The 2,895-nt window shown below is 52.7% G+C and carries 3 protein-coding genes; all 3 read left to right on the top strand.

All coding sequences use genetic code 11. The annotated features are described in order from the left end of the window. Positions 1–1,272, top strand: a 1,272-nt coding sequence (locus PHU49_13820) for an ASKHA domain-containing protein (GenBank protein ID MDD5245082.1), incomplete at its 5' end; no start/stop codon positions are given. Positions 1,273–1,281: 9 nt separating this feature from the next. Next, positions 1,282–2,055, top strand: coding sequence for an AAA family ATPase (locus tag PHU49_13815; protein ID MDD5245081.1), 774 nt, complete (start codon positions 1,282–1,284; stop codon positions 2,053–2,055). Positions 2,056–2,115: 60 nt separating this feature from the next. Then, positions 2,116–2,895, top strand: a 780-nt coding sequence (locus PHU49_13810; GenBank protein ID MDD5245080.1) for a tetrahydrofolate dehydrogenase/cyclohydrolase catalytic domain-containing protein, incomplete at its 3' end; no start/stop codon positions are given.

The raw sequence follows: 2,895 nt of genomic DNA, 5'->3' as shown, positions 1-2,895 counted from the left end.
GAGGATGTTATATCGAGGATAATGTACGCGCAAAAAACAGGAGGCCTGGAAAAACTCCAGAAGGCTGTTGTCAAAACGGTGAACGGTCTTATAAGCGAATTGCTGGGCACGAGCAATACCAGGGCGGAAGATATAACCCATATTGTCTGCGCCGGTAATACGACGATGACCCACCTTCTTCTTGGTATCAGTCCCAAATATATCATGCTCGCACCCTACACGCCAGTCCTGACATCGGGTGTTTCCGGTTTTACAGCGTCAGGCGGCAGCGAGACGTCCCCGGCAGGCAGGGGGAATACAACGGACCCGGGCGCTTCGGGGATCGTCATACCGCCTGTCAGGACAAAGGAGATCGGAATAACGCTGAATGAGCATGCAAGGGTATTTGCGTTTCCATGCGTATCGTCATATGTCGGCGGGGATATTGTGGCCGGGATGATCGGTTCCGGTATGTTTCAGAAAGAAAATGTCTCGCTTTATATGGATATAGGGACAAATGGTGAGGTAGTTCTCGGGAACAGGGACTGGCTTTTGTGCGCTTCCTGCTCGGCCGGGCCAGCCTTTGAGGGCGGCGGAATAAAATTCGGAATGAGGGCGGGGAAGGGCGCCATTGAACAGATAAAGATCCATCCTGTTACCTGTGAGCCGATGGTTCTGACAATAGGCAAGGCAAAGCCTGCGGGTATCTGCGGATCGGGCTTGATCGACATTGTTGCCGAGCTTATCGAAACAGGTCTTATCGATCAGAACGGCAAGTTCCGAAGAGACCGTGATACAGCGAGGGTCAGACACGGTGAAGACGGGTATGAGTATGTCATCTGCTATGCATCGGAGAGCCAGGTCGACAGGGACATCGTCGTCACCGAGGTCGACATCGATAACTTAGTGAGGACCAAGGCGGCGATCTATGCGGGCTGCAAAGTGCTGCTCGATAATGCCGGACTTTCCTACGAAGGGCTGGAAAAGGTCATCATCGCGGGCGGCTTCGGCCATTACATAGACATTGAAAGGGCCCAGGTGATCGGACTCCTGCCCGAATTGCCCCTGGAAAGATTTGTCTTTGTGGGAAACGGCTCACTTCTTGGCGCGCGTCTGTTCTCTTTTTCGAAAGGGTTTTTAAACGAGGCAGAGCGGGTAGCAAGGAATATGACCAACATTGAGCTTTCCAACAGTAAATTATTTATGGACGAGTTTGTGGCGGCGATGTTCCTGCCGCATACGGATCAGGACCTTTTTCCCGGCGTAATGGAAAGGTTGAAAAACGGTGGCTGAGAAGGAGACATGGAAGTGATCGTTAAACCAAAGGTTATAGCCATTGCCGGTAAGGGAGGAGTCGGCAAAACAACAATAGGCGGACTTCTCGTGCGGTACCTCGTTGAAGAACTGAAAAACGGGCCTGTCCTTGCGGTCGATATTGACCCGAACTCCAACTTCAACGAAGTGCTCGGGGTGACCGTAAAGAATACGATCGGCGAGGCGAGGGAGCTGCTCAAAAAGGATGTTCCCGCAGGCATGACAAAGGACGTCTGGTTTGAATATAAGGTTCACGAGGCGATCGTGGAACAAAAAGGCTTCGACCTTCTTGTCATGGGGAGGCCTGAGGGGCCGGGGTGCTATTGCGCGGCAAACGCCGTTGCGAAGCAGTCAATCGACGCGCTCAAGGCGAATTATTCTTACGTTGTCGCAGATAATGAAGCAGGCATGGAGCACATGAACAGGCTCGTTACGCAGGATGTGGACACGCTGTACGTTATATCCGACCCTACGCAGAGGGGCCTTGCGACGGCAGGCCGCATTCATCATCTCATCGGCGAACTGAAGCTGCGCATCGGTAATGCCTATACTATTGTGAACCGGATAGACGAGAAGAACGCAGCGGTTCTTCATGGTATCGCGGCGGAGAAGGGCATAAACCTGGCAGGGACGATACGCAATGATGAGGCGCTCCTGTCGAATGAACTGGAAGGGAAGACGATATTCGATCTTAACAAGGGCTCCGTTGCCCTTGTTGACGCGTACAGGATATTTGATGCAACGCTGAAAGATGGCGGGTAGCAGAAAGTCTTGACAGATCAGTTAAACGATTGCATCTTAATGTAAAGGTGTGGAGGAATAATGGAAGCGAAGATCATCAGCGGAACCGAGACAGCATTGAAGATCAGGGAAGAGCTAAAGGAAGAGACGGCACGCCTCAAGGCAGATCACGGATTGATACCGGGGCTCGTCACGATCATCGTTGGCAGCAACCCGGCATCGGTGAGCTATGTGACTGCAAAACAGAAGACAGCGAAGGAACTCGGCTTCTATTCCCTTCAGGATGACGAGCCGGAGGATGTTCCCGAAGAGAAACTGCTTGCGTTGATCGATAAATACAACAGGGATCCACAGATACACGGGATACTCGTGCAACTCCCTCTTCCGAAACATATCAACGAAACAAAGGTCCTCTATGCGATCGATCCCGACAAGGACGTCGATGGTTTTCATCCCGTCAATATCGGGAGGCTCATGATAGGGGAGGCACGTTTTTATCCATGTACGCCGTACGGTATCCAGCAGCTTCTCATGAGGAGCAACGTGAATACCGATGGCGCCGAGGTCGTTGTTGTGGGAAGGAGCAATATCGTCGGGAAGCCCATTGCCATGATGCTCATGCAGAAGGCGAAAGGGGCGAATGCCACGGTAACGGTCTGTCACACCGGGACGAGGGACCTCGCGTTCCACACCAGGCGCGCGGATATCCTCATAGTTGCCGCGGGAAGACCCAGGGCGATCACCGCGGATATGGTGAAAGAAGGCGTGGTTGTCATAGATGTGGGTGTAAACAGGATAGGGATGACGCCGGAAGGGAAGGCAAAGCTCTGCGGCGATGTGGACTTTGAAGGCCTGAAGGCG

The sequence above is a fragment of the Syntrophorhabdaceae bacterium genome (assembly GCA_028713955.1).
Lineage (GTDB): Bacteria > Desulfobacterota > Syntrophorhabdia > Syntrophorhabdales > Syntrophorhabdaceae > UBA5609.
The sequence above is the reverse complement of the archived record's forward strand: the minus strand, read 5'-3'. Positions and strand labels throughout refer to the sequence as shown.

Excerpts from the sequence above, each read along its gene's own strand:
- PHU49_13815 (MDD5245081.1), top strand. The coding sequence starts at position 1,282 with ATGGAAGTGATCGTTAAACCAAAGGTTATAGCCATTGCCGGTAAGGGA.